The following is a 19,093-nucleotide window of genomic DNA, read 5'->3' on the forward strand; positions in this document are numbered from 1 at the left end:
TGACCAACAGAGCAAGCATTGCAATCGCGCGGCCCTCATTTTCGAGGGGAAATTGATCAGAAACTTGAGGGGAGATCATGTCAAACGCCAGCCCACGCCCTGATCTTTTGGCTTTGGCCGAACTGCGCCGCGCAGGCGGCAAAACCTTTGCCTTGACCCCTGATGCGGATGCGTTGCGCGAGATTGCAGATGATCTAGAGCTGCGTGCGCTGCGCAAACTGCGCTTTACAGGCAAAATTATGCCCGAAGGCAAAAGCGATTGGCGCCTTGAGGGGCAACTAGGCGCAACAGTGACACAGGCCTGCAGCGTCAGTTTGGCGGATGTGGTGACGCGCATCGATACCGATGTGTTGCGCCGCTACATCGCCGATTTCACGGCGCCCGAGGCCGAAGAGGCTGAGATGCCCGAAGATGACAGCATCGAGCCATTGCCCGCAAAAATTGACCTATATGCCGTGATGACCGAAGCCTTGGCATTGGCCCTGCCCGATTATCCGCGCGCACCAGATGCCGCAACCGAGGATGACGCCGCCGATTTGGTGCATATTTACAGCGCAAGCCCCCCCAATGCGGGCCCAGTAGAGGCGGAGGTTGAGCCTCCCAAAACCGCAAACCCAGTTTCTGCTTTGCAAGAATTACGGGAAAAATTGGCGCAATCCCCCGCAGACAGCAGCGATGCGGGCGCAAGCAAAAACACAGGCAGCCCCGCCAAAAACAGCGATAAATAACCGCAAATAAACGCAAACGGGCGGAATTTACCCAAAGGTCTATTAGGGCTTGCATAGGTGCAGAATCTTTGTATGTTCCCGCCCTCATTCGCCAATTGGTTTTTTCCCAATTTTGCGCGCGTTTTTCGGGCAAATCACCCCATGAGCCGCGCATCACAGGTTGCCCTTTGGTGAAAAAAATGTGACAGAGATTTGAAACGTGACGATGGGCTGCCCCTGTTTGGTCAATCTTGACCGCGAAGCCCCTAACAAAACCGAGGTTGAGACATGGCTGTCCCCCAGAACCGAGTGACCCGCTCGCGCCGCAACCAACGCCGTTCGCATGACGCGTTGACCGCTGGCAATCCAAATGAATGCCCCAGCTGTGGTGAGCTGAAACGCCCCCACCACGTCTGCCCGTCTTGCGGCAGCTACAATGACCGCGAGGTTATTGCCCAAGCAGACGAGATTGATCTCGATGATGACGCGGCCTAAAGGCCGCGCGGTTTTCCGAGGCAAGCGGATTTAAAAGTCATGACAGAGACATCCGTTCTGACTGGGCGTCAAGTTCCTGGAACGGTGCTATCGATTGATGCAATGGGGGGCGATCTTGGCCCCTCTGCTGTTGTTTCTGGCATGGCCAAAGCTGCGCGCAAGAACCCCGATCTGCGGTTCATCGTGCATGGTGATGGCAAAACCCTAAACAAACTGATTGCCAAACGCGGTGACCTGAAGGGGCGCTGCGACATTCGCCATTGTGACGATGTGGTCACGATGGATGCCAAACCCTCACAGGTGGTGCGCCACGCCAAAGGCAGCTCGATGTGGAGCGCAGTGCAGGCCGTGGAAAACGGCGAGGCGCGGGCCGCTGTGTCTTGTGGCAACACGGGCGCGCTGATGGCGCTGTCGATGTTGCGGTTGCGCAAAATTCCAGGGGTGAACCGCCCCGCAATTGGCGTTTTGTGGCCTTCGCGCAACCCATCTGGCTTTAACGTCATGTTGGATGTGGGCGCTGATATCCGTGCCGATGCCCAAGATCTGTTGCATTTCGCCCTGATGGGCAGCGCCTATGCGCGCAGCGGCTTAGACCAATCCCGCCCGCGTGTCGGAATCCTGAATGTAGGCACCGAGGAACATAAGGGCCGCACCGAATTACACGATGCCTATGACCTTGTCGCCCGCGCCGCACCTGCGGCAGATTTTGAATTCGTGGGCTTTGTCGAGGGGGGCGATATCCCCTCCGATAAGGTCGATGTCATCGTCTGTGACGGGTTCACAGGGAATGCCGCACTCAAAACGGGCGAAGGCACCGCGCGTCTTATCCGCGAATTTCTGCGCGAGGCATTTGAATATTCAATATTGTCGCGGTTGGCTGCGGCGATGGCCTATAGCTCGCTCAAGAGGTTGCAAAAACGTATGGATCCCCGCCACGTCAATGGCGGTGTTTTCTTGGGCCTCAATGGCACAGTGGTCAAAAGCCACGGCTCAGCAGATGGAACAGGGGTTGCAGCCGCAGTCAAATTGGCGGCACGATTGGCCGCAGCGGATTTTGCAGATCAGTTGACCAAACGGATCGCCGAGGCGGAAACCGCAGCAGATCAGATCGTCCATGGGGAAGGGAAACAGGCATGACACTTCGCGCGGTCGCAACTGGAATTGGCCATTACCTGCCTGAGCGGGTTGTGCCCAATTCGGAGTTCGAAGCGCAAATCGACACTTCGGATGAGTGGATCCGCGCCCGCACAGGGATTGAGCGGCGCCATTTCGCCGCCGAGGGCGAGACGACAAGCCAAATGGCAATCAAGGCCTGTGAGGCTGCCTTGGCCAGTGCGGGCCTGTCTGCCGCAGATGTCGATGGCGTCATTGTTGCCACCTCAACCCCAGATCTCACCTTTCCCTCTACCGCCACGATGGTGCAGCATGGGCTTGGGATGACGCAGGGCTTTGCCTTTGATGTGCAGGCCGTCTGCGCGGGGTTTATCTATGCGCTGTCCACCGCCAATGCCTATATCCTCTCTGGGCAGGCAAAGCGGATTTTGGTGATTGGTGCGGAAACCTTTAGCCGCATTTTGGATTGGGAGGATCGCGGCACTTGCGTTTTATTTGGGGATGGCGCAGGCGCCGTTCTGTTATGCGCCAAAGAAAGCGCGGGCGCGGCCACAGATCGGGGCGTTTTGGCCGTTGATCTGCACTCAGACGGTCAATTCCGTGATCTGCTTTATGTCGATGGCGGTGTCTCGCAGACACAAACCACGGGCAATCTGCGGATGGAGGGGCGTGAAGTATTCCGCCATGCGGTCGAAAAACTGGCCGAAACCGCCCATGCCGCGCTCGCGCGTTCGGGCAATGCGGCGCAAGATGTCGACTGGATCGTGCCGCATCAGGCCAATTTGCGCATCATCACCCGCACCGCCCAAAAAATGGGGGTGGATATGGATCGGGTGATTGTGACCGTGCAAGATCACGGCAATACGTCAGCCGCCTCTATCCCCTTGGCATTGTCGGTTGGGGTCGCGCGCGGGCAGATCAAAAAAGGCGACCTCTTGGTCACCGAAGCGATTGGCGGTGGTTTGGCTTGGGGTGCGGTGGTTTTGCGCTGGTAAGGCGTTAAAATCTTGCCCTTACGTCACGGCGATTGACTCGCGCCGCAGCATTGCTCATTCTGTGGCGGTGCTAAAACAACCCTTATACCGCTGCGCCAATGTCGGGAGGACATGAGCAATGAGCAATAAGACACTGACGCGGATGGATTTATCCGAAGCCGTGTTTCGTGAAGTGGGTTTGTCGCGCAATGAAAGCAGCGACCTTGTTGAGCGTGTAATTGAGTTGATGTCAGACGCATTGGTCGATGGGGGACAGGTCAAAATCTCGTCTTTCGGCACATTTAGCGTGCGCGCCAAAGCTGAACGCATTGGTCGCAACCCCAAAACGGGCGAAGAAGTGCCCATTACGCCCCGCCGTGTTCTTAGTTTTCGCCCCTCGCATCTGATGAAAGAGCGGGTCGCAGACGGCAATAAGAAACGCTAAGAGGCGGGCAGGATGGCCAAATCCCCCGATGCCTTTCGCACCATTCGCGAAGTCGCAGATTGGCTTGGTGTCGCGGCCCATGTGTTGCGGTTTTGGGAAAGCAAATTCACCCAGATCAAACCTGTGAAACGCGCAGGCGGGCGACGCTATTATCGCCCTGCCGATATGCGCCTGATCGGCGGGATCAAGGTCTTGCTGCATGATGAAGGGATGACCATTCGGGGCGTTCAGCGCCTTTTGCGCGAAGACGGGGTTGCGGCAGTCGCTGCGCGCTCGCCTGAGCTTGACCCCGATATGATGGTCGCCGAGGCGCAACCTGCCCCAAGCCTTGCAGACGTGGCGCGTGAAGCCGCCAATGAAAATACGCCAAGCCCCACGCCGCGCCCTGCCCCCGCTCAGCCAGCAACACAAGGCGTTCCCCTGCCCCTCGCTGATGGGCTGGCTGCGCTAAAGGCGCGCAAGGCCGTGCTGAAATCATTGCCAGAGGCGCAATCCGCCCTGATCCTTGCACGGCTGCGCAAGCTACAGGCAGGGCTCATGGCTGCGGCGCATGGGTAAAGCCTGCGCTTTGTCGAAATTCCTGCGCCCTAGCCCTTGCGCCACGCCACAAAATCGGTAGAAGAGCCCCATTCGGGCTATAGCGCAGCCTGGTAGCGCGTCCGTCTGGGGGACGGAAGGTCGCAGGTTCAAGTCCTGCTAGCCCGACCAGATTTTTGAAAACCGCTCTTGCCCTTTGCGGCGGGGCGGTTTTTTCTTGGGTAAAGGTCAAGGGAGGGTTCGCGATGGCGACAGATCAGACACGGGGCGTGCTGCCGGATCATCGGATTGAGGCGATGATCGCAGAAGGTCAGATCACGCTCACGGCCCCACCTGCGGAAACCCAAGTGCAACCTGCAAGTCTTGACCTGCGCCTTGGCCCCGTGGCCTATCGCGTGCGCGCATCGTTTCTTGCAGGCAAAGGCGCGCGTGTCGCAGATCGGTTAGCCGAATTTGAGATGCATAAAATCGACATCAGCGCAGGCGCCGTGTTGGAGAAGGGCTGCGTTTATGTTGTGCCCCTGATGGAGGGCTTAAACCTGCCCCAAGATGTCAGCGCCGTTGCCAATGCCAAAAGCTCGACTGGGCGCCTTGACCTTTTGACGCGCACTATCACCGATAGCGGCACAGAATTTGACCGCATCGCACATGGCTATAATGGGCCACTTTATGCCGAAATTTGCCCGCGCAGTTTCTCGGTTCTGGTGCGGGCGGGCGCGCGGCTTAATCAAATCCGCTTTCGCCAAGGGCAAGCGGTTCTTAGCGATGATGAATTGCGCGCACGCCACGCAGAAAGCCCGCTGGTCTCAGGCGAGACAGCTGTGATTGACGAAGGATTGGGGTTCTCGGTTGACCTCAAGCGCGAGAATAGCACCCTTGTCGGCTATCGCGCGAAACCCCATACGGGCGTAATTGATCTCGATCGTATCGGGGCCTATGACGCGCGCGATTTTTGGGAAGAAATCCACACCGATCAGGGCCGCATCATCCTTGACCCCGGTGCGTTTTATATTCTGGTGAGCCGCGAGGAAGTCTCAATCCCGCCCGATTGCGCGGCGGAAATGTCGCCCTATCTGGCGATGGTTGGGGAATTCCGCGTTCATTATGCAGGCTTCTTTGATCCAGGTTTTGGTCACGGCCAACCCGCGCGCGGGGTTCTTGAGGTGCGCTGCCACGAAGCCCCCTTTGTGCTTGAACATGGGCAGGTGGTTGGCCGCTTGGTTTACGAACGGATGGAAAGCCTGCCAAGCACGCTTTATGGCCGTGAGATTGCCTCAAACTATCAGGGCCAAGGGCTAAAACTGTCCAAGCATTTCAAATAGGCGTCAAACAGAGCGCCCTGCGTAATGCACGGGGTGGGCTGCCAAACCTTCGACCTGTTCAGGGCTTAATTGCCCAAAGGGCAAAACCCATGTGTGGATCGAAAACACCATCGCCCCTGTAAGCGGCAAACGCAGAATAACCTGCCGCTCTGAGCGCAAAAATTCTGGTCGCCTTTCAGGGGTTTTGCGTGGCTGTGCCTCTGAGGCAGGCTGAAACAGGGCGGGGTTTTGATAAAAAAGCGCATTCTGCCGCCAAAGCGGGTGATCCACCCGCACCATATCAAACAGACGCTGCACGCGCTTGGCCATAACATCATCGTATTTTTCAACGGGAATATGGATCGCGGTCAAAGGCCGCCCAATCTTTTCCGCCAATGTCCAACTGGCGGGAAAGCACAAAACCGCCGCGCTGAGCAGATGCTCGCCCTGCAGGGTATCATGGGTGAGGATGCACAAATCCTCCTGAACAAGACGAGCAGCGGTGATCAAAGGGTGATCGGCATCAAGATCAATCATCACCCCATCTGGTCGGGTGATCACGCGGCCTTGATGCGCAAAGCCATCAGGCAGATGCGCGACCACCAGATCGCGTAATTCGGCACAGGCGGCTTCTGCGCCTGTGTGGCACTCAAACACCCGCGCACGATGCGCCGCCAACAGATGATCGCGCAAGGCCATTTGTTCGGCATAGCGCTCGTCACGGATCAGCCAATCCGACATCGGCACAGGTTGCACCCCTGGCAGGCGGCGGGTCGCCTCGGCCATCCAAGGCGCGCTTGGCAGATGGTCGTGCAAAATAGGGTCGGATAAGATCCTGTCTGAGATCATTTCACCTCGGCCAATCCCAACGGCAACATGGAGGTGGATTTGATCTCCTCCATCGAAAGCAATGCGGTGACGTTGTAGATTTTCACCTCTGAAATCAAGGCCTGATAAAAGGCGTCATAGGCGCGTGCATTACGCACCCGAACCTTCAAAATATAGTCAATCTCCCCTGCGAGGCGATGCGCCTCTAACACTTCGGGGCGAGATTTTAGGCTGCGCAAAAACGCCTTTTGCCATTCGGCATCATGTTCCGATGTGCGGATCAAAACGAAAAAACACGCCTCAAGCCCTAAGGCATCGGCATGCAATTCCACAGTATGCCGCCCGATAATTCCCGCCTCTTTCATGCGGCGAATCCGCGTCCAAACAGGCGTCTTGGACGAGCCAACACGGCGCGCGATTTCATCCAAAGACAGGCTTGCATCCTCTTGCAGCACTGCAAGGATTTTTCGATCGGTCTCGTCTATTTGAACAGCCATCCGCAAAGCCTTTCATCCACAGAACAGCAAGGGGTTATGCGGCATCAATACCGAACATATGTCCCTATCTGCAAGGGGTATCTGCCAAATTTCAGGAAATTGTTCTATACAATGCCCAGTGAACGTGGAGTTTTGACCATGCAGCATTTTCCGATCTTCCTTAATCTCGCGGGACGGCGTGTGATCGTGTCGGGCGGCGGCGAATGCGCCTTGGCCAAGCTGCGCTTGCTGCTCAAAACCGAAGCCCGCATTTGGGTTTTTGCAGCTGACCCTGCCCCTGCGGTTTTGGATTTTGCCGCCACAGGAAAGATCAACTTGATCAAGCGTGCGCTTGCGGCGGGGGATGCATTTTGTGCCGCCCTCTTTTACGCCGCAAATGATGATGATGCCGAAGATGCACGCGTCATTCGTTTGGCCCGCGCGGATGGGGCATTGGTGAATTGGGTCGACAATCTCGAAGCATCCGAATTCATTACCCCCGCTATCGTTGATCGTGACCCCGTGACCATTGCCATCGGCACCGAGGGCGCGGCGCCCGTTTTAGCGCGGCGGATCAAGCGTGACTTGGAGGAGAGGTTAAGCCCTGCCCTTGGGATTTTTGCCCGTGTGGCGAAGTCCTTTCGCCCTCAGGTCGAAGCCTTACCCGAAGGGGACGCGCGGCGCGGGTTTTGGGCACGCTATTATGATCAACTCGCGCCACGGATCTTTGCGGCCGAGGGTAAAGCAGGTCTTGAGGGTGCACTTGAAACCCTGCTAACGGAGAGCCTGAGCGCCACCCCTCCAATGGGCGAAGTGCTTTTGGTCGGTGCAGGCCCCGGCGACCCCGAACTTCTAACACTCAAGGCGCGCAAAGCCCTTGATGAGGCCGAGGTGGTGATCCACGACCGCCTGATCTCGCCCCAAATCCTAGAGCTTGCGCGGCGCGAGGCGGTGCTGATTGATGCAGGAAAAACGGGCTTTGGCCCTGCGATAAAGCAAGAAGATATTTCTGCCCTTATGGTGGAACATGCGCGCGCCGGCGCAAAGGTAGTGCGCCTCAAGGCGGGCGATCCGTGCGTCTATGGCCGCTTGGATGATGAGATTGATGCGCTTTCTGATGCCGATATCCAATGGTCGATCATTCCAGGTATCACGGCGGCAAGCGCCGCCTCCGCGCAAATCGGGCAAAGCCTGACGAAACGAGGGCGCAATTCCGCGCTGCGATTTCTCACGGGCCATGATGTGGCAGGGTTTGCCGAACATGATTGGCGCGGCCTTGCGCGCAGTGGCGAGGTGGCAGCGATCTATATGGGCAAGCGCGGTGCGCGTTTTATCCAAGGGCGGCTTTTGATGCATGGCGCACGCCCCGACACACCCGTCACTGTGGTCGAATATGCAAGCCGCGCCGACACCCATGTCATCGATACCAATCTTGCACATCTTGCCCACGCCATTGAGGCGCAAGGCAAAGGTGCGCCTGCGGTGATCCTATATGGGCTTGCGCCGCGCGCCGCGCGCACGGCCCTCAACACTCTCAAAGCGGAGATTGCGTTATGAGCCGTGATTATTCCAAATTCCTGACCGCGAATGACCTGCGCCTTGGCGATGTCGTCTATTGGGCGGCCGACCAAAGATGGGCGCGGGACATCACGGATGCGGTGGTCTTTTCTGACAGCGCCACGGCCGAGGCCGCGCTTGCCGCAGCCTTCGCGCAAAGCGATCTGGTGGTTGGCCCCTATTTGGTCGATGCCATTACAACCGAAACAGGGCCCGCGCCTGCGCATTTTCGCGAGGGATTTCGGATGCGCGGCCCCTCAAACTATCCCCATGGCAAACAAGAACAAGCGCAAGGGTAAGGCAGATGTATCGCTACACTGAATTTGACCAAAATTTCCTGCGCGCCCGCAACGCGCAATTCCGCGCGCAAGTGGCCCGCCGCCTGTCTGGCGAATTGACCGAGGATGAGTTTAAACCTCTGCGCTTGATGAACGGGCTATATCTGCAGCTTCACGCCTACATGCTGCGCGTAGCAATCCCCTATGGCACGCTCAATTCAGCACAGATGCGCGCCTTGGCGCGGGTCGCACGGCAATGGGACAAGAGCTATGGCCATTTTACCACGCGCCAAAACATCCAATTCAATTGGCCAAAATTAGAGGATGTGCCCGATATTCTGGACGCTTTGGCCGAAGTTGGCCTTCACGCCATCCAAACTTCGGGGAACACCGTGCGTAATGTCACCGCAGACCATTTTGCAGGGGCCGCTGCAGATGAGATTGCAGACCCTCGCCCCGTGGCGGAATTAATCCGCCAATGGTCAACCGATCATCCCGAATTTCAATTCCTACCGCGCAAGTTCAAAATTGCCGTAACAGGCAGCCCCAATGACCGTGCCGTCACCGCCGCCCATGATATCGGTCTGCGCATTGTCGCGCGCGAAGGCGAGATTGGCTATCAGGTCTTGGTCGGGGGCGGCTTAGGCCGCACGCCTATGATCGGCAAGGTTTTGGCAGAGTTTATGCCCGAGGCTGATCTTCTGCCCTATATCGAGGCAATTGTGGCGGTTTATAACCTGATCGGGCGGCGAGATAATAAATATAAGGCCCGCATCAAGATCACCCTACACGAGACAGGCTTGGACGAAATCAAACGCCTTGTTGAAGAGGAATTCATCCCGCGCCGCGCGGCATTCAAAGGGGTTGATCAACGCCTTTTGGCAGAAATTCGCGGCCATTTTGCCCCCCCTGAGTTTATCAAAGACGACAACAGTGCCCCACCCCCAAGCCCCGCTTTGCGCACCTTTATCGACAGCAACGTAGCGGCACACCGCCATGCAGATTACGCGATTGTGACGGTTTCGATGAAATCTCATGGCGCGACACCCGGTGATGCCACAGCCGCGCAAATGGAGGTCTTGGCCGATCTTGCCGAAACCTATGGGCATGACGAGCTGCGCATCAGCCACGAGCAAAACGTGATCCTTCCTCATATTCCCCGCGCAGCGCTGCCTGATCTCTATCAGCGGCTGAAGGCTGTGGGTTTGGCCACGGTCAATATCGGGAAGATCTCGGATATTATCGCCTGCCCTGGCATGGATTACTGCGCCTTGGCCACGGCGCGCTCTATTCCTATTGCGCAGGAAATCGCCACGCATTTTCGTGATATCGGGCTAGAGGAGGAAATTGGCGCGCTGAAAATCAAAATCTCAGGCTGCATCAATGCCTGCGGGCATCACCATGTGGGCCATATCGGGATTTTGGGCTTGGATCGTGCAGGGGTCGAAAATTACCAAATCACCCTTGGGGGTGATCACACCGAGGCCGCCACAATCGGCGAGCGCGCAGGCCCCGGATTTTCTGCTGATGCGCTGATCCCTGCGCTTGAGCGTCTATTACGCGCCTATTTGACCTTGCGCGATAGGGTGGATGAGCCCTTCATCACAACCTATCGCCGTGTCGGGCTAGACCCTTTCAAGGCCGCGCTTTATCCGCAGGAGGGCGCGCAAGATGTTGCAGCCTAGCCCCTTTGGCACAGTTGCTGAACGGGTGGCTGTGCTGAACCGCCGCTATGACAAACATGGTGCCACAGCCGTGCTTGAGCATGCGTTGCGGGACGCAGATTGCGGGCGCGTGGCCTTGGTGTCCTCCTTTGGGGCGGAGTCTGTGGTGTTGTTGCACATGGTGTCTGTGATTGATCGCACGACACCCGTTTTGTTCATCGACACCGAAATGCTCTTTCCCGAAACCTTAACCTATCAAAACGACTTGGCAGATCATCTGGGCCTTGAGGATGTGCGCCGCATTCACGCCAGCCGCACGATGATTGCGGCCAGCGACCCGCAGGGCGATTTGCATAAAACCAACCCCGATGCCTGCTGCGCCAAGCGCAAGACTGAACCGCTTGAACACGCTTTGGCCCCGTTTGACGCTTGGATCACGGGGCGCAAACGCTTTCAGGCGCAAAGCCGCGCGGCGTTGGACTTCTTCGAGAATGAGGCCGAGATAAGGATCAAAATCAACCCGCTGGCCCATTGGGCGCGCGAGGATGTGCAGGACTATATCACCAATAACCGCCTGCCCCGTCATCCACTTGTGGCGCGGGGCTATCCGTCTATTGGCTGCGCCCCCTGCACGAGCCCCGTTGCCGCAGACGAAGACCCGCGCGCGGGCCGTTGGCGCGGGCAGGACAAAGAGGAATGCGGCATCCATTTCGTGGATGGCAAAATCATCCGCCGCAATGTGGCGTGAAAGGATATATCATGAACACCACCCTCCATATTCTGGTCACCGATCATGGCTTTGCCCCAGAGGCTGCGCGGCCCGCAGAGATGGTCGAATTAAGCGATCCCGCCGCGTTTGACGCGGCCCTACAGACACCGCAACGCCATAGCGCGATCTGCATTCCCTTTGGCAGCTTTTCCGATGGCCGTGGCTTTACATGGGCCAAGCGCCTGCGCATGGCGGGGTTTTCGGGGCGCTTGCGCGCTGCGGGTCATGTCATTGCGGATCAATACGCCATGGCGCGGCGGGCAGGGTTTGACGAGGTGGAAATCAGCCCTGATCTGGCACGCAGACAACCGCAAGAGGCATGGGTGTTTCGGGCCGATTGGCGCGCGCATGATTACCAAAATCGCCTACGCGGCGAATAGCGCCTTTCCCTGACATAAATCAAAGTTTACAACTGGGGGTATATGCTAGGGCTGTGCCCATTCCGAACGATAGGCCAAAGTGACGTGACAGACGCAACATCGACCATCCCCAAAGCCACCCCTACCCTGCCCGATGCGCAGCGCGTGACCTTTGTGAAACATTGGACGGATCGGCTGTTTTCCTTCCGCGTAACGCGGCCAGCAAGCCTGCGCTTTCGGTCGGGCGAATTTGTTATGATCGGATTGATGAGCGATAACGGCAAACCACTATTGCGCGCCTATTCCATTGCTTCCCCCTCCTGGGATGAAGAATTGGAATTCTATTCCATCAAGGTGCAAGACGGCCCCCTGACCTCAAGGCTGCAACATATCCAAGTGGGTGATGAAATCATCCTGCGCCCCAAACCTGTGGGGACATTGGTGCATGACGCGCTGTTGCCTGGAAAGCGGATTTGGTTCTTTGCCACGGGCACGGGCTTTGCCCCTTTCGCAAGCCTCCTGCGCGAGCCGCAAACCTATGAAGATTATGACGAGGTCATCATCACCCATACCTGCCGCGAAGTGGCAGAATTGGATTATGGCCGCACCCTGATCGAAGAGATCAGGCAAGATGAGCTGTTGCGCGAATTGATCGGTGACGGGTTCGCGGATAAAATCCGATACTACCCCACCACCACCCGCGAACCGAGCCCCAAGATGGGCCGCATCACCGATTTGATGCGGGCAGGCACTGTGTTCGAGGATTTGGGTGTTCCGCCCCTCAGCCCCGAACGCGACCGCGCCATGGTCTGTGGCAACCTCGCCTTCAATCTTGAGATCAAAGATATGCTTGAGGGCTATGGTTTGGTCGAAGGAGCCAATTCCAACCCACAGCATTACGTTGTGGAAAAGGCCTTTCTTGACTGATTGCAGCAGCCAAGAACGTGCCCCCTTGAAAGCCCTTTGGTGGGCTTGTAGGTTAATGCATCATCACTGCAAAACCACAGAAGGACAAAACCCATAGCCCGCAGACCCCACAACGCGCCGCCCAGCCGTGACACTGGCCCGCGCGTCAACGACCGTATCCGCTGCCCCGAAGTTCGCCTGATTGGCGCAGAGGGCGAGAATATTGGGGTGGTCACCCCAGAACGCGCAATGGAATTGGCAGATGAGGCAGGATTGGATTTGGTGGAAATCTCCCCAAATGCTGAACCGCCCGTTTGTAAAATCATGGATTTCGGCAAGTTCAAATATGAACAGCAAAAACGTGAAGCCGAAGCCCGCAAAAAGCAAAAGGTGATCGAGGTCAAAGAGGTCAAAATGCGGCCTGGCACCGATGATCACGATTTCGACCGCAAGGTGCGCGATGCCATCAAATTCCTTGAGAATGGGGATAAGGTAAAGGTGACGATGCGCTTCCGTGGCCGCGAAATGGCGCACCAACAATTGGGCCGTGAATTGCTGGAACGTGTAGCAGAAAAGATTGAAGGCGTGGGTAAGATCGAGAATATGCCCAAGCTGGAAGGTCGCCAAATGGTGATGATGATCGGCCCCTCAAAATAATCTGGACGCGATCATGCGCCTAAGGCCCATGGCATGAAAAAAGCCCCGCTTTTGCGGGGCTTTCTTTTTTGGATCGTGGTGACCTTAAGCTGCCGCGACAGCCCGCGCGGTCATCACTTTGACCAAATGCGCGCGATAGGCGCCTGTGCCGTGCAGATCAGAGATCATCCCATCCGCCGAAGGGGCCGCCACGCTGTCAAGCGCCGCTGCGGTGAAATCCTTGGACAGCGCGGCTTCGGCCTCCGTCCAACGGAACACGCCCTCGCCTGACGCGCCCGTGACCGCCACGCGCACACCATCTGCGAATTTCGCAACAAACACCCCAACAAGCGCAAAGCGCGAGGCGGGCTGCACGAATTTTTGATAATTCGCCTTTTGCGGCACGGGGAATTTCACCTCGGTGATGATCTCGCCTTCTTCAAGGGCCGTGGTGAACATGCCTTGAAAGAAATCATCCGCAGCGATTTCGCGGCTGTTGGTTTTCACAACTGCACCTGAGCCCAACACCGCAGACGGGTAGCAGGCAGACGGGTCGTTATTGGCAAGGCTGCCGCCAATTGTGCCACGGTTGCGCACAGCAGGATCCCCGATATGGCCCGCAAGATCAGACAGCGCTGGATAAGATTTAGCCACCTCGCGCGCGACCTCTGCATGGGTTGTTGCCGCGCCGATGCAAATCTGGCCTGCATCATTGGTGCAAATGCCCTTCATCTCTTGAATGCCTGTGAGGCTGACCAAGGTTTCAGGCATGGCAAGCCGCGCTTTCATCGTGGGGATGAGGGTCTGCCCCCCGCTGAGCGCCTGACCGCCTGCGCCAATGGCCGCAACCGCGTCTTTGATGGTGCTTGGGCGGGTAAAGTCGAAATTATACATATCCCGTTTCCTCTGGTTCCAAGGGGCATGGCCCCTCTTTGACGTTGTTGGTGCGCGGGTCAGAGCACCGACCCGCGCGTGCTTTTTTTAGCCCTGCATTGCTTGCCAAACGCGGTGCGGCGACAGGGGCATATCAATGTGCGTCACGGCATGACCGCCGCGGTTCAACGCATCGACAACCGCATTCACTACCGCAGGGGGCGAGCCGATGGCCCCCGCCTCTCCGCAGCCTTTCACGCCCAACGGGTTATGGGTGCAAGGGGTCTGGCATGAGTGATCAACTTTTAAAAACGGCAAATCATCGGCACGCGGCATCGTATAATCCATGTACGAAGCGGTTAAAAGTTGTCCCTCTTGATTGTAAACCGTTTGCTCAGTTAAGGCCTGCCCAATGCCTTGAGCTACGCCACCATGTACCTGCCCATCGACGATCATCGGATTTATCACATTTCCAAAATCATCAGCGCAGGTAAAAGAGCATATCGTAACTTTTCCAGTATCCGGATCGACTTCAACCTCACATAAATATGCTCCCGCCGGATAAGTGAAGTTATTGGGGTCATAGAACGCCGTCTCTTCCAATCCCGGTTCAAGCGTTTCTAACGGGTAGTTGTGAGGCACATATGCAGAAAAAGCCACTTCTCCAAACGACTTACTCTTGTCTGTGCCCTTTACAGTGAAACTGCCGTTCTCGAAGTTGATGTCAATTTCGTCAGCTTCCAACATGTGGGCGGCTATTTTTTTGCCTTTCTCAATAATTTTATCCACCGCGCGATCCATCGCAGAACCACAAACAGCCAGCGAACGCGATCCGTAGGAGCCCATCCCGAACGGGATTTTCGAGGTATCGCCATGGACTATTTCAACAGCATCTTCAGCAACGCCTAATTTGCTAGCAACCAATTGGGCAAAAGCTGTCTCATGCCCCTGGCCATGGCTGTGTGCGCCAGTCATTACCTGAATAGTGCCAGTCGCGCTTACTCTTACTGTTGCGGCATCGTAAAGACCAACTCTAGCACCAAGTTGCCCCACTAAATTAGACGGCGCAATTCCGCAGGCCTCGATCCAAGTTGAGAGACCCAGACCCCGCAATTTCCCGTTGGACTTGCTCTTTTTAGCCCTATCTTCAAAATTTTTAAGGTCTGCTAACTCTATCGCCTTATCCAAGGTATTTTGATAATTTCCGATATCGTAGATTAATCCGACTGGTGAGGTGTAAGGGAATTGATCAGGTGTGAGTAGATTTTTCTTACGTACCTCAATCGGATCTAAATTAAGTTCTCTGGACAGTTTGTCGATTGCTCGCTCCAAACTGTAGGTAGCTTCAGGTCGACCAGCTCCGCGGTAGGCATCTACAGGCGCCGTATTAGTAAAGACGGCCTTCAAGTTCACGTAAACGTGTGGAACTTTGTAAGGGCCAGCCATCAAGGTGCCATGCAAAAAGGTCGGCGTCACTGTCGAGAAATTCGACAGGTACGCACCAACGTTGGCAAGCGTGCTAGTCCTGATGGCTAATATCTCTCCATCCATCGTGGACCCCACCTCGATGGTAGTCAGATGATCACGCCCATGAGCGTCAGATAAAAAACTTTCCGAGCGATCAGCAGTCCACCGAACAGGGCGCCCAAGCTTTCTTGCCGCTGCTAAGACTAGCGCTTCCTCACCGTAGTGATAAATTTTAGATCCAAAACCACCGCCAACGTCTGGTGCAACTACCGTTAACTTGTGCTCAGGGATACCCAGTACAAATGCACAAATTAATAGTCTGGTCAGGTGCGGGTTTTGACTGGTTGTGGTAAGTTTGTATTCTCCGGTCCCGGGATCATATTCCCCAATCGATGATCGAGGCTCCATAGCATTTGGCACCAGACGATTATTAACTAATTGCAAAGTTGTTACGTGGGGAGAAGATGCTAGGGCTTTATCAACAACTTCACGATTGTCTTCTATCCACCCCCAGTCAAAGCAAAGGTTGTCATCTATCTCATCATGAACGCGATTTTCAGAGTCACTGATAGCCCCAGCCATATCGATGATGGCAGGTAGCTCTTCAATCACAGCGCTTTCTGCAAGCCTTTCTGCCGCATCCTTAGCTTGCTGCAAAGTTTCTGCGACAACAGCAGCATAAGCATCACCTACATGTCGGACTTTTCCATGCGCCAAGACTGGTCTTTTAGGCTCTCGCATTGGAGTGCCATCACGAGAATTTATCAGCCAACCGGCGGGGTTGCCTCCGACATCGGAAAAATCTTCGCCAGTAAACACTGCGCGCACACCTGACATTTCAGAGATAGCTTTAGTGTCTATCTTTTTAATTTTTCCGTGAGCTACTTCCGAACGGACCATAACCGCATAAAGCTGCCCCTGCAGCGCAACATCATCTGTATATTTTCCGCGACCAGTCAGAAATCTAAAATCTTCTCGCCGCTTCGATGCGGCCCCGATACCACTGTCTTTTGGCATAATCATTCCTCCCCTAGGTTTGTCGCGCCCACCCAACTGCGAGGCAGGCCTTTTTGCTTTAATCACATTCCTTCAGGCCTTCTCCTCCCAAAGAAGTGGCCTTTATTCTGCAGCCATCGCAGCGACATCTTGGCCCGAGGCTGCAAGGATCGCCTTGACGATGTTATGGTAGCCCGTGCAGCGACAGATATTGCCTTCAAGATAGGCGCGCACTTCGCCTTCAGTGGGCTTGGGGTTTTCTTTCAGCAAGGCAGCTGCCGTCATCACCATACCAGGTGTGCAGAACCCGCATTGCAGGCCATGATGCTCTTTGAAGGCGGCTTGGATCACGGAGAGCGAGCCATCAGGATTGGCCATGCCTTCGATTGTGGTGACCTCTGCGCCCGCGACATCCATCGCCAGAACTGAGCATGATTTCATAGATTTGCCGTCCACATGCACGGTGCAAGCCCCGCATTGGCTTGTATCACAGCCCACGTGGGTGCCTGTCAGACCAAGTTTTTCGCGCAGCACCTCAACAAGAAGTGTGCGGCCTTCGACCTCGGCTGACATTTCCTTTCCATTTACTGATAGTTTGACCGTCGTCATTCGATCCTCCCTAGAACGATTGCTGTAATCCAAGCATGGATTTTGCCAATGGCAAAACAAAAAAAGTGCATTCGCGCCAATTTGCTCCTCAAACCCGCGTGAAAGGCCTATCGTTCGCGTCCATCACGGGGCTGTGGACGGGTGGGAATTTCCTTTAACAAGCCACCGACCCCCATCGCGCCAATTTCTTCGGCGCTCGGCGGATGGCCACAGATGACCCGCTCCAACACCCAATCTGCCCCATTCAAGGCGGGGCTGCGCGCACAACCGGGCAAGCCTATGACAGGGATGTCTGCCAATGCGCCCAAAACCAAAAGATTGCCTGGATCAACGGGCATTCCAAACCGCGTCACCTGCCCCCCCGCGCCCCGCAACGCAGCAGGCATCACATCATCAATGTCAGATGTGGCAGAGGCGGTGAGGATTAAGATTAGGCTTGTCTTTGCCTGCGCAATCTCAACCTCAAGTGCGGCTTTGTCATGCGGGCAGATGCAGGTGTCTTTGAGGTCAACATGCAACGCAGCCAGACGCGCCTCAACCGCAGCGATAGATTTCGCCTCAAGCGCGGCCGCCTTCTGCCCCTCATGGCTCGTGAGGATCAGGGCCGCCGAAGAAATCTGCGGCGCGATATGGGCCAAGGCCCCACCACGGGCCGCCTCTTCCGCGGCTAAGAGCGCGGCCTCTGGCACGGCATAGGGAATGATCTTGATTGTGGCGACCATCATCCCCTTTGAGACGCGCTGCCATGGCGGCAGGGTGGCAACCGTGATGCGGGGATCAATCGCATTCACCGCCGCGATTTTTGCGGCATCTACCGACACAATGCCCGCGCCGCGACTGCGCAGATTGACCCGCCCTGTAAAGGCGGCTTCAATATCAAGGCCTGCATCGGCACCGCATAATGCATGCGCCAATCGCGCGGCGGCGGTGTTTTCATCGATATCACCCGCCTCCATCGCGGCCACTGTCACCTCGGCAACGCCCGCGGCCTGCAGCGCCGCGATATGATCTGCCCCAAGGCGCGTGCCCTTACGGATCACCCCACCTTCAACGGGCACGGAATGGGCCAAGATTGCGCCCATCCCTTCGGTTATCGGACGCGGCCCGAACCTCATGATTTGCGCAGCCCTTCAGTTATTTGCGCCATGATCGAAATTGCAATCTCTGCGGGGCCCATCGCCCCAATATTCAGACCAACAGGGGCATGGATGCGCGCAATAGCCTCGGCACCAAAGCCTGCCTCGGTCAGGCGATCCACCCGTTTTGCATGGGTGCGCGTTGAACCCAAGCAGCCCAGATAAAACACATCGGCCCGCAGCGCGGCAATGATTGCGGGATCATCAAGCTTGGGATCATGGGTCAAGGTCACAACGGCGGTGCGGGCGTCAAGCCCGATGTCATCCAAGGCCTCATCTGGCCAAGCATCAAACAGTCGCACCGCCTCAAAGCGGGCGGTCGAACCAAAGGCGGGGCGCGGATCAACCAGCGTCACATCATACCCTGCCATTTGCGCCATTGGGATCAGGCTTTGCGCGATATGCACTGCCCCCACAACAACCATGCGCAACGGCGGGTTGTGGATTGCGATATAGCGCAAGCCCTCCGCATCAAGGCCTGACTTATCCTTAGCAAAGGCCTCGCTCAGATCGGGCGCTTCTGCGCGTTCTACGATATGCGGCGGGGCTTCGCCCGTGACATCGCTGATCAAGGCCACCGCATGGCGCGCCGCACGCGCCGCAACGAGATCCTGCAAGATGGCCTCGGGCAAGGCCCCGCCAATGGGCTGCAGCAGAATTTTGATCCGCCCCCCACAGGCCAAGCCCACAGCAAAGGCTGCATCATCAGAAACCCCAAATTCCAACAGCTTGGGCGCGGTTGCATGGGTGGCAAGCATATCCTGCGCCTCAAGAACCACCGCCCCTTCGACACAGCCCCCCGATACGGAGCCTTGCATCTCGCCATCGCCTGCAACTACCAATTGGCTGCCCACACGGCGCGGCGCGCTGCCCCATGTTTCCACCACAGAGGCCAAGACCGCACCGCGACCCGCGCGATGCCATTCAAGCGCCAATTCGGGCATATTTTCCATCATGACCCCTCCCA

The 19,093-nt window shown here is 56.6% G+C and carries 21 protein-coding genes and 1 tRNA gene; 15 read left to right on the plus strand and 7 right to left on the minus strand.

Translation table 11 applies throughout. The features are described 5' to 3' along the window. Positions 1–77: 77 nt before the first annotated feature. The 8 genes from AAC621_RS01845 (at position 78) to AAC621_RS01880 (ending at position 5,593) form a co-directional block, all read left to right on the plus strand. Entirely contained in the window at positions 78–728 is a 651-nt protein-coding gene (locus tag AAC621_RS01845) for a YceD family protein (protein ID WP_340251631.1), read from the plus strand. A 267-nt stretch (positions 729–995) separates the two neighbouring features. Next, a complete protein-coding gene (rpmF, locus tag AAC621_RS01850) occupies positions 996–1,202 on the plus strand; it encodes a 50S ribosomal protein L32 (RefSeq protein ID WP_317654399.1) in 207 nt (68 codons plus the stop codon). A 39-nt stretch (positions 1,203–1,241) separates the two neighbouring features. After that, complete coding sequence (gene plsX, locus AAC621_RS01855; RefSeq protein WP_340251633.1) at positions 1,242–2,339, plus strand: phosphate acyltransferase PlsX; 1,098 nt, start codon at positions 1,242–1,244, stop codon at positions 2,337–2,339. Continuing rightward, on the plus strand, positions 2,336–3,310 hold the full coding sequence (locus AAC621_RS01860) for a beta-ketoacyl-ACP synthase III (protein ID WP_340251635.1): 975 nt from the start codon (positions 2,336–2,338) through the stop codon (positions 3,308–3,310). Before plsX ends, AAC621_RS01860 begins: the two co-directional genes overlap by 4 nt. Before the next feature lie 118 nt (positions 3,311–3,428). Beyond that, complete coding sequence (ihfA, locus tag AAC621_RS01865) at positions 3,429–3,734, plus strand: integration host factor subunit alpha (protein WP_340251637.1); 306 nt, start codon at positions 3,429–3,431, stop codon at positions 3,732–3,734. Positions 3,735–3,746: 12 nt separating this feature from the next. After that, entirely contained in the window at positions 3,747–4,292 is a 546-nt protein-coding gene (locus tag AAC621_RS01870; RefSeq protein WP_340251639.1) for a MerR family transcriptional regulator, read from the plus strand. Positions 4,293–4,365: 73 nt separating this feature from the next. After that, positions 4,366–4,442, plus strand: a tRNA-Pro gene (locus tag AAC621_RS01875). Positions 4,443–4,516: 74 nt separating this feature from the next. After that, positions 4,517–5,593 (plus strand): 2'-deoxycytidine 5'-triphosphate deaminase, encoded by a 1,077-nt coding sequence (locus tag AAC621_RS01880; RefSeq protein ID WP_340251642.1) that lies wholly within the window; start codon positions 4,517–4,519, stop codon positions 5,591–5,593. A gap of 3 nt (positions 5,594–5,596) precedes the next feature. On the opposite strand, the gene AAC621_RS01885 is transcribed toward AAC621_RS01880, so the two are convergent. Continuing rightward, positions 5,597–6,421, minus strand: a complete 825-nt coding sequence (locus AAC621_RS01885; protein ID WP_340251645.1) for a heme-dependent oxidative N-demethylase family protein — start codon at positions 6,419–6,421, stop codon at positions 5,597–5,599. Continuing rightward, positions 6,418–6,897: an Lrp/AsnC family transcriptional regulator gene (locus AAC621_RS01890; RefSeq protein ID WP_340251648.1), complete on the minus strand. Its 480-nt coding sequence runs from the start codon at positions 6,895–6,897 to the stop codon at positions 6,418–6,420. Before AAC621_RS01890 ends, AAC621_RS01885 begins: the two co-directional genes overlap by 4 nt. A gap of 138 nt (positions 6,898–7,035) precedes the next feature. On the opposite strand from AAC621_RS01890, the gene cysG reads away from it, so the two are divergent. From cysG to infC, 7 genes are all read left to right on the plus strand, one after another. Continuing rightward, a complete protein-coding gene (gene cysG, locus AAC621_RS01895) occupies positions 7,036–8,433 on the plus strand; it encodes a siroheme synthase CysG (protein WP_340256257.1) in 1,398 nt (465 codons plus the stop codon). Then, positions 8,430–8,732, plus strand: a complete 303-nt coding sequence (locus tag AAC621_RS01900) for a DUF2849 domain-containing protein (protein ID WP_340251650.1) — start codon at positions 8,430–8,432, stop codon at positions 8,730–8,732. Before cysG ends, AAC621_RS01900 begins: the two co-directional genes overlap by 4 nt. Before the next feature lie 5 nt (positions 8,733–8,737). After that, complete coding sequence (locus AAC621_RS01905; RefSeq protein WP_340251652.1) at positions 8,738–10,396, plus strand: nitrite/sulfite reductase; 1,659 nt, start codon at positions 8,738–8,740, stop codon at positions 10,394–10,396. Next, positions 10,383–11,123: a phosphoadenylyl-sulfate reductase gene (locus AAC621_RS01910; RefSeq protein WP_340251654.1), complete on the plus strand. Its 741-nt coding sequence runs from the start codon at positions 10,383–10,385 to the stop codon at positions 11,121–11,123. The genes AAC621_RS01905 and AAC621_RS01910 overlap by 14 nt, the downstream gene beginning before the upstream one ends. 11 nt (positions 11,124–11,134) lie before the next feature. Beyond that, positions 11,135–11,524: a DUF934 domain-containing protein gene (locus tag AAC621_RS01915; protein ID WP_340251656.1), complete on the plus strand. Its 390-nt coding sequence runs from the start codon at positions 11,135–11,137 to the stop codon at positions 11,522–11,524. Between the two features lie 42 nt (positions 11,525–11,566). Then, on the plus strand, positions 11,567–12,430 hold the full coding sequence (locus AAC621_RS01920; protein WP_340251658.1) for a ferredoxin--NADP reductase: 864 nt from the start codon (positions 11,567–11,569) through the stop codon (positions 12,428–12,430). Positions 12,431–12,523: 93 nt separating this feature from the next. Next, complete coding sequence (gene infC / locus AAC621_RS01925; RefSeq protein WP_445322510.1) at positions 12,524–13,066, plus strand: translation initiation factor IF-3; 543 nt, start codon at positions 12,524–12,526, stop codon at positions 13,064–13,066. Positions 13,067–13,150: 84 nt separating this feature from the next. Here the strand turns inward: infC and AAC621_RS01930 are convergent, their stop codons facing one another. The 5 genes from AAC621_RS01930 to AAC621_RS01950 all read right to left on the minus strand — a co-directional run bounded on the left by AAC621_RS01930 (position 13,151) and on the right by AAC621_RS01950 (position 19,079). Next, positions 13,151–13,939: an FAD binding domain-containing protein gene (locus tag AAC621_RS01930; RefSeq protein WP_340251661.1), complete on the minus strand. Its 789-nt coding sequence runs from the start codon at positions 13,937–13,939 to the stop codon at positions 13,151–13,153. A gap of 87 nt (positions 13,940–14,026) precedes the next feature. Further along, complete coding sequence (locus AAC621_RS01935; protein WP_340251664.1) at positions 14,027–16,402, minus strand: xanthine dehydrogenase family protein molybdopterin-binding subunit; 2,376 nt, start codon at positions 16,400–16,402, stop codon at positions 14,027–14,029. A 102-nt stretch (positions 16,403–16,504) separates the two neighbouring features. Further along, positions 16,505–16,990: a (2Fe-2S)-binding protein gene (locus AAC621_RS01940; RefSeq protein WP_317654378.1), complete on the minus strand. Its 486-nt coding sequence runs from the start codon at positions 16,988–16,990 to the stop codon at positions 16,505–16,507. Between the two features lie 107 nt (positions 16,991–17,097). Further along, positions 17,098–18,105, minus strand: coding sequence for a molybdopterin-binding protein (locus AAC621_RS01945; protein ID WP_340251665.1), 1,008 nt, complete (start codon positions 18,103–18,105; stop codon positions 17,098–17,100). Continuing rightward, positions 18,102–19,079: an XdhC family protein gene (locus AAC621_RS01950; protein ID WP_340256263.1), complete on the minus strand. Its 978-nt coding sequence runs from the start codon at positions 19,077–19,079 to the stop codon at positions 18,102–18,104. The genes AAC621_RS01945 and AAC621_RS01950 overlap by 4 nt, the downstream gene beginning before the upstream one ends. Between the last annotated feature and the right edge of the window lie 14 nt (positions 19,080–19,093).

Source organism: Roseobacter sp. HKCC-CH-9208, from assembly GCF_037805125.1.
Lineage (GTDB): Bacteria > Pseudomonadota > Alphaproteobacteria > Rhodobacterales > Rhodobacteraceae > M30B80.

Excerpts from the sequence above, each read along its gene's own strand:
- AAC621_RS01905 (WP_340251652.1), top strand. The coding sequence starts at position 8,738 with ATGTATCGCTACACTGAATTTGACCAAAATTTCCTGCGCGCCCGCAAC.
- AAC621_RS01920 (WP_340251658.1), top strand. The coding sequence starts at position 11,567 with ATGCTAGGGCTGTGCCCATTCCGAACGATAGGCCAAAGTGACGTGACA.
- AAC621_RS01910 (WP_340251654.1), top strand. The coding sequence starts at position 10,383 with ATGTTGCAGCCTAGCCCCTTTGGCACAGTTGCTGAACGGGTGGCTGTG.
- AAC621_RS01890 (WP_340251648.1), bottom strand. The coding sequence starts at position 6,897 with ATGGCTGTTCAAATAGACGAGACCGATCGAAAAATCCTTGCAGTGCTG.
- rpmF (WP_317654399.1), top strand. The coding sequence starts at position 996 with ATGGCTGTCCCCCAGAACCGAGTGACCCGCTCGCGCCGCAACCAACGC.
- AAC621_RS01860 (WP_340251635.1), top strand. The coding sequence starts at position 2,336 with ATGACACTTCGCGCGGTCGCAACTGGAATTGGCCATTACCTGCCTGAG.
- AAC621_RS01885 (WP_340251645.1), bottom strand. The coding sequence starts at position 6,421 with ATGATCTCAGACAGGATCTTATCCGACCCTATTTTGCACGACCATCTG.
- AAC621_RS01945 (WP_340251665.1), bottom strand. The coding sequence starts at position 18,105 with ATGAGGTTCGGGCCGCGTCCGATAACCGAAGGGATGGGCGCAATCTTG.
- AAC621_RS01935 (WP_340251664.1), bottom strand. The coding sequence starts at position 16,402 with ATGCCAAAAGACAGTGGTATCGGGGCCGCATCGAAGCGGCGAGAAGAT.
- AAC621_RS01870 (WP_340251639.1), top strand. The coding sequence starts at position 3,747 with ATGGCCAAATCCCCCGATGCCTTTCGCACCATTCGCGAAGTCGCAGAT.
- AAC621_RS01950 (WP_340256263.1), bottom strand. The coding sequence starts at position 19,079 with ATGGAAAATATGCCCGAATTGGCGCTTGAATGGCATCGCGCGGGTCGC.
- AAC621_RS01900 (WP_340251650.1), top strand. The coding sequence starts at position 8,430 with ATGAGCCGTGATTATTCCAAATTCCTGACCGCGAATGACCTGCGCCTT.
- AAC621_RS01845 (WP_340251631.1), top strand. The coding sequence starts at position 78 with ATGTCAAACGCCAGCCCACGCCCTGATCTTTTGGCTTTGGCCGAACTG.
- AAC621_RS01940 (WP_317654378.1), bottom strand. The coding sequence starts at position 16,990 with ATGACGACGGTCAAACTATCAGTAAATGGAAAGGAAATGTCAGCCGAG.
- AAC621_RS01915 (WP_340251656.1), top strand. The coding sequence starts at position 11,135 with ATGAACACCACCCTCCATATTCTGGTCACCGATCATGGCTTTGCCCCA.
- AAC621_RS01930 (WP_340251661.1), bottom strand. The coding sequence starts at position 13,939 with ATGTATAATTTCGACTTTACCCGCCCAAGCACCATCAAAGACGCGGTT.
- cysG (WP_340256257.1), top strand. The coding sequence starts at position 7,036 with ATGCAGCATTTTCCGATCTTCCTTAATCTCGCGGGACGGCGTGTGATC.
- ihfA (WP_340251637.1), top strand. The coding sequence starts at position 3,429 with ATGAGCAATAAGACACTGACGCGGATGGATTTATCCGAAGCCGTGTTT.
- plsX (WP_340251633.1), top strand. The coding sequence starts at position 1,242 with ATGACAGAGACATCCGTTCTGACTGGGCGTCAAGTTCCTGGAACGGTG.
- AAC621_RS01880 (WP_340251642.1), top strand. The coding sequence starts at position 4,517 with ATGGCGACAGATCAGACACGGGGCGTGCTGCCGGATCATCGGATTGAG.